At 60.4% G+C, this 6,431-nt stretch carries 5 protein-coding genes; all 5 read left to right on the top strand.

Annotated features, from left to right (window positions below; all coding sequences use genetic code 11):
* The first annotated feature begins 737 nt into the window (after positions 1–737).
* A complete protein-coding gene (locus ABIL25_10575; GenBank protein ID MEO0082711.1) occupies positions 738–1,844 on the top strand; it encodes a (Fe-S)-binding protein in 1,107 nt (368 codons plus the stop codon).
* Between the two features lie 81 nt (positions 1,845–1,925).
* Positions 1,926–3,986, top strand: a complete 2,061-nt coding sequence (locus ABIL25_10570; protein ID MEO0082710.1) for a PBP1A family penicillin-binding protein — start codon at positions 1,926–1,928, stop codon at positions 3,984–3,986.
* Positions 3,987–4,145: 159 nt separating this feature from the next.
* Entirely contained in the window at positions 4,146–4,775 is a 630-nt protein-coding gene (locus ABIL25_10565; protein ID MEO0082709.1) for an endonuclease III domain-containing protein, read from the top strand.
* A gap of 564 nt (positions 4,776–5,339) precedes the next feature.
* Positions 5,340–5,711 carry a hypothetical protein gene (locus ABIL25_10560; protein MEO0082708.1) on the top strand — a complete coding sequence of 124 codons (372 nt, stop codon included), beginning with the start codon at positions 5,340–5,342 and terminating at the stop codon, positions 5,709–5,711.
* A 68-nt stretch (positions 5,712–5,779) separates the two neighbouring features.
* A partial coding sequence (locus tag ABIL25_10555) for a putative LPS assembly protein LptD (protein ID MEO0082707.1) occupies positions 5,780–6,431 on the top strand: 652 nt, incomplete at its 3' end.

The following is a 6,431-nucleotide window of genomic DNA, read 5'->3' as shown; positions in this document are numbered from 1 at the left end:
ACAAGTCTCTCGCCGGCGTAGTCCTGATGTGCATTCTGCCATGGCCGTTGCGCATGGCAGAATGCACATCAGGACTACGCCGGCGAGAGACTTGTGCATACTCCTTCGGTCTGGTGCCCGGTAGATGCGACTCATGCAGGCGGCGTTGCTGGCTCGCCATGGCTACACCGCTGCACTCGCAGCACAACACCGGCACTTGCCTCGTCTCTACCGCTACGGCTCAACTATACCCCCCCCCGCCTGGAATGTCAAGGCCGCGTGCCTTGCCCCATACGCTGTAACCAACTTAGCTTCAACCCGTTACGGTCTTCACTGCTTGGCAGTGGCCACCAGTCACTCAAGGGTGTCCCAGGTTCACTTCCATCTCGGCACTCCGCACCTCGGGTCTTGAAGTCCGGCCGAGAAACCGTCGCCGGCCGTCTCCGTCAGGGACTTTCCGTCAGAGACTGTCCCTGACTTCGCGCTCACAGAGGAGCGCACGTACAACATCGTCGCTTCCGCGAAGATGTCTTCGCATGTTCCCCGGGCGAGATTCTTCGGAGGACCTCAGAATGACATCCGTCAGGGACTGCCGGCGCAGCACATGTCTCTCGCGCCCTCAAGGCTCTGCCTTCAATATCCGTGCTCATCTGTGTTCATCTGTGGTTGCCCACTCCGGGCGCTGCGGTTTGTCTGCTTCGGTTCCGGGGAGCTGAGCGTGCTTGACTTGGCCGCGTCCGATTCTAGAATGACGCCTCGTGCTTCCTTCAACCCTGAACGTGGCCGGCTGTATTCAGTGCGGCCGGTGCTCGGGCGGTTGCCCGGTTTCGGTCAAGTCCGCGCTGAACGTGCGGCGCCTGGTGTACGCCGCGCTCGAACAGACGCTCAAGACATCCGACCTGTCCGCCCTAGGAGTCTGGGAATGCACTGCCTGTACAACCTGCAACCTACGCTGCCCAAAGAACGTGAAGCCGGCCGACCTCGTGGTCGAGCTCCGGTCCCGGCTTGTCGAGGGCGGCCGAATGGCAACTGCGGTTCAGGCCGCGCTGGAAAGTACCTTTCTCCAGGGCAACCCGTGGTCACGCGCACGGGAGAAGCGGCTCGAATGGGCCAAGGACCTTGGCGTCAAAGTCCTTGCCCCGGGCGCCGCGGCCGACACCCTGTTGTTCGTGTGCTGCACGAACTCCTACGACGAGCGCTGCCGGAAAACCGCCCAGGCCCTGGTAAGACTGCTCAAGGCCGCCGAGGTGGACTTCGGAATCCTGGGCGAGGAAGAAACCTGCTGCTCAAGCGAGCAGAAGCGGCTCGGCGAGGAGGGTCTGTTCGAGGAGCTTTCCAAGTCCAATGTCGAGCTTCTCAACTCTCGCCGGGTGAACCGCGTCGTTACCCTCTCCCCTCACTGCTTCAACTCGTTCAAGAACGACTACAAGGGCGTCAAGGCTCCGGTCCTGCACTACACCCAGTTCCTGGCCGAGCTCCTGGAGAGCGGCAAGCTGAAACACGGCCGGCTCGACCAGGCAGTGACCTATCACGACCCATGCTTCCTCGGCAAGCAGAACAAGGTATACGATGAGCCGCGCAGACTCCTGGACGCCGCTGCCGGCACACGCTTCGTCGAGTACGACCGCAACCGCGAGACCAGCCTGTGCTGCGAGGGTGGCGGCGGCCGGATGTGGGCCGAGTCCGAAAGCAAGGGCCGGCTCGCCGAGGTGCGGGTCAGCGACGCACTCGAAATGAACGCCAGGGTCATCGCCACCGCCTGTCCGTTCTGCACGCTCACGTTCGAAGACGCGGTCAAGACGACCAACTCCGAGGACAAGGTACGCATCGCGGACATCGCCGAGATTCTCGCCGAAGGCATCTGACCCGCAACCCGGGCAAATGACCGGGAATGAACCCGACGCCTCCCTGCCGGTGCCGATCGACTACCGTGTCGTGAGATGGCAATGACCCGCCGATCCACCACGGTCGCGGTCCTAATACTCGCGGTTGTCCTGCTCGCGGTCGGCGTCGCTGGACTGTTTTCGTTGCGCTCCGGTCTGCCTGCGCCTGAGGAGATCGCCGCTTTCCAGGCCCCGGCTTCGACCCGTGTGCTTGACTGCAAGGACCGGCTTATCGCCGAATTTTTTGAAGAACGACGTCGGCCGGTGCCGCTTGATTCGATTCCTGCATGTCTGAGAGACGCAGTCGTTGCAGTCGAGGACCGACGTTTCTATTCCCACTGGGGCATTGACCTTGTCCGCATTCCCGGGATCATCTGGAGCTTCATTCGCAATCGAGGACAAGTCCGAGGAACCTCGACCATCACCCAGCAACTGGCCCGTTCGATGTTTCTCACCTATCGCCGCAGTCTTGACCGTAAGCTGAAGGAAATGTTGCTTGCGGTCGAACTTGAGCGCCACTACTCGAAGCAGGAAATCCTCGAAATGTACCTGAATCAGATATGGTTCGGCGGCTCCATCTATGGGGTCCAGGCCGCGGCCGAGCGGTACTTCGGCAAACCAGTATCCCGCCTTACCCTTGCCGAATGCACGACTCTTGCCGCGATGCTGGCCAATCCAACTGCTTATTCGCCTTACCAACACCCAGACCGCCTGATTGCGCGACGGAATTTCTTTCTCGGCAGACTTCGAGACGCTCATCGCATCACCGAAGAGCAGTTCAAGGCAGCTCGAGCCGAACCGTTGGTACTCAGGCCTGGACCTGAAAACCTGAACGAAGCACCTTACTTCGTCGAGGAAATCAGACGTGACCTTATCGGCCGGTACGGTCCGGATTTTGTGTACCGATCCGGCTCCACGGTCTTTACCACGCTCGACCTGGATTTGCAGCGCGCAGCCAACAAGGCAGTTGAGGAATGGACTGCACGATTGGAAAAGGACTACAATCTGCGTCATCCCAAGACCTGGTACGACTCGGCGCGCGCGGTTGACTCGCTTATCGGTCCGCCTGACTATCTGCAAGCCGCACTGGTGTGTCTCGACGCACGCGACGGCTCGGTCCGCGCAATGGTCGGCGGCCGCAACTTCGCTCACAGCGAGTACAACCGCGCGACCCAGGCTAAACGCCAGGTCGGCTCCGCATTCAAGCCCTTTGTCTATGTCGCCGCGGTTGACAATGGCCTGACTGCAGCCGACATCATTGCGGATTCAGCTATCGAGCTACGCATCCCAGGTCAGCCTCCGTACCGACCCAGGAACTACGATGGCAAGTTCCTCGGGCCGATAACGGTCCGACGCGCGCTTGCCCTGTCCCGCAACCTAGTCGCCGTCAGGGTCATCGAACGCATCGGACCTGAGCTTGCGGCCCGTTACGCCAACCTGATGGGCGTAAACGAGAAACTCATGCCGGTTTACTCACTTGCCCTGGGCTCAGTCGAGATACCGCTTATTGACATGACTGCAGCCTTCGCGACACTGGCCAATGGCGGCACCAGGGTCAAGCCGAAGATGGTGCGGAGCATCCGGAACAAAAACGGCCTCCTCCTTGAAGAGAACCTGCCCCAGACTCAGCCGGTCCTTGACCCAAAGACCGCCTACATTGTGACAAACATGCTTCAGAGCGTGGTTGACGAGGGTACGGCGACGGTCATCCGTAGCCTCGGCTTCACCGGTCCGGCAGCGGGCAAGACCGGCACGACCGACGACTATACTGACGCCTCCTACATCGGATACACGCCAACGCTTTCAACCGGAGTATGGGTCGGATACGACAAGAAGAAAACAATATTCCGGGGCGCAACCGGAGGCACCGTGGCCGCGCCGATCTGGGCCGAGTTCATGAAGCAGGTCCCCGCCGACTCCGGGCCACAGAGCTTTGCTGTTCCGGACAGCATCGTGACCGCGCCCATCTGTGAGCAATCAGGTAAGCTAGCCAGTCCACTCTGCCCAAGGGTGCGCTACGAAGTGTTTATTACCGGTACCGAACCAACCGCTCCATGCCCGCTCCACTCGCCGGCTAGACACGCTCCCAAACCTGATTCCTTCAAGCCTGCTCCGGGCCACTGAATCTGAACCCTAATGTCCGGACTCAGTCCCCGGATTACGCAGATACGAACCTCACCCTGAACGAAAGTGAAGGGTCTGCTCCGGATGACAGACGAGATGCTTCGGAGAACCTCAGAATGACAGCCTCGATTTCATCTGTGAAATCCGCGGAATCTGCGAATGAACGATGCTCGTGAACTCGCCCTGATATTCCGTCGGCTCTACCGCGCCTACGGCCCCCAGCACTGGTGGCCGGCCGAGACTCCGCTTGAAGTCATCGTCGGTGCGGTCCTGACCCAGAACACCGCCTGGAAGAATGTCGAGCGCGCCATTGCCAACCTAAAGCACCATCGCCTACTCAGTCTCGAAAGACTCGCCCGAACACCGCCTGTAAAGCTCGCAACCATTATCCGGCCAGCCGGATTCTACAACATCAAGGCGCAACGTCTCCATTCCGTTGTGCGCTGGCTTCGCACACGAGGAGGACTTACTGCGCTCGGCAGGATTCCAACGCCAGAGCTGCGTGGGATGCTGCTTCGCTGTCATGGTATCGGCCCGGAAACCGCTGATTCCATCCTACTCTACGCCCTGGGCCGTCCTGTCTTCGTTGTTGACGCCTACACCCGTCGCGTCCTCAACCGATACGGTCTGACTGCGGGAAACGAGACCTACGACCAAGTTCAGGCGCTCTTCCACAAGGCTCTGCCCCGCCGCGCCCGCCTGTTCAACGAGTACCACGCCCTGCTTGTCCGTCTGGCCAAGGAGCGCTGCCGCGCTATTCCGACCTGCGTCGGCTGCCCTTTGGCCTGAACTATCCTTCGCCTCCGGTGCTGCCTCTGTCCCTCTGCGGACAAATGCATTCGCATCAGGACCTGGGTGCTCAGACGTGGGCCCAGGCCTGAACTCAGGACTGAGCTCAGCCTGCAACTCGACCCAGACCTGACTCCAGACCTGAACAGGAAGCTCAGTATCGTTTTGAAACCAGGCCTCAGACAGGTGTTCAGAGCGAGGCTGAGCGCTGAGCTGAGACCAGTTCTCAACTCTGAGCTCTATCCCGTTGTCTAAGCAAGAGTTAGCTCTCCGCTCGCCTCCGAACTCACGCTTCGGCTCAGCCCGTTGCTCATAAGGACGTTGACCCCGGGGGTCACCTCCCCGTCAATTTCCGTGCCAATGCCCCGGTTCCCGGGTTGACTCCCTGTCCTGACCGAGGTCTGACCCCGGCGGCCCGCACACTATCACTGCACCGTTCTTACGAATTCGGGCCGCAGGGGCATATAATATCGTGGAGAGTCACAGCAGGGGCTGGTAACGAATGGAGCCTAGCCCGGCTGCTGTTGCGCCCTCCGCCAAGGTCTGGATGAAAGGAGAAAGGCAATGAAAGACCCTACACGCCGAATCTCGCGCTGGACGGCCAAGTTCACGCCGACCAGACAGGCGGAAACGTTGGCCGTGATATACGAGGACATGGCCAAGCGGTACGCCGCGGCCACTGTCGCCCTGTGCTCGATGGAGTCGCAGGTTAAGCAGGTACTGGATCAGGCCAACGTGCACACCAACTGGTATGTTTCGTACCTGGACTATGCCCGGCAGCTATTTCGGCTGTCGCACCAGATGGAGGTCTCGGGCAGCAGCCTTGCGCTTGCGGCCCAGGTGCTTCTCGACCGCTGGGTCGCGCGCGGGCTTGATGCGAACGTGCTCGCAACAATCCGGCAGGAGGTATTCAACATCGGCCCGGCCACGACGTGAGCAGAACGCACCTGCTACGTCTCCAGCTGCGTTGTTGACTAGCTTGCCAGTCTCTCTAAGATACGCCGATGCTTGGACTGCTGCTAGCACTCCTGCCCACGCAGGTCGCGGCCGATACCGTTGGGCAGGATACAGTGTTTTACGGCGCACAACTGGTCCGGTTTCTGGCCAGGACCGAGGAAGTGGTGCTTCTAGACTCAGCCTGGGTGCGGTATCGTGACATGACCGTGTACTCGGATTCGATTCACTACGATACGAAGTTGCACCGCCTAACCGCACTGGGCGACGTACTGTTCACCTCCGGAGACCAGAACATCACCGGCAACCTGCTGCAGTACGACATCGACACCCGCAAGGGAATGATGCGTACTGCTTGGACCGAGGTCGAGAACGGCTTCTTCTGGGCCGAGGAGGTGTGGCTCGTACGCGAGCGAGTGCTCAATGCGCGGCAGGGCCACTACACGACCTGCGACCATGCCCCGCCGCACTATTCCTTCCCGGGCCCGCGCACAAAGCTGTACATGGACGACATCGCCATTGCCCAGCCGGTCGTGTTCCGGCTCTTCGGCGCCCCGATTCTGGCCGCACCGTTCTGGCTCGTGCCGGTAGCCTCCAAACGAAAATCCGGCATAATGCCATTCAAGGTCGGCAACGCCAAAGGCCAAGGCTGGTACGCCAAGAACCTCGCTTACTACTGGGTCGTCAACGACTACTCTGATG

This window comes from candidate division WOR-3 bacterium (assembly GCA_039801365.1).
Lineage (GTDB): Bacteria > Hydrothermota > Tepidihabitantia > Tepidihabitantales > Tepidihabitantaceae > JBDRUN01.
The sequence above is the reverse complement of the archived record's forward strand: the minus strand, read 5'-3'. Positions and strand labels throughout refer to the sequence as shown.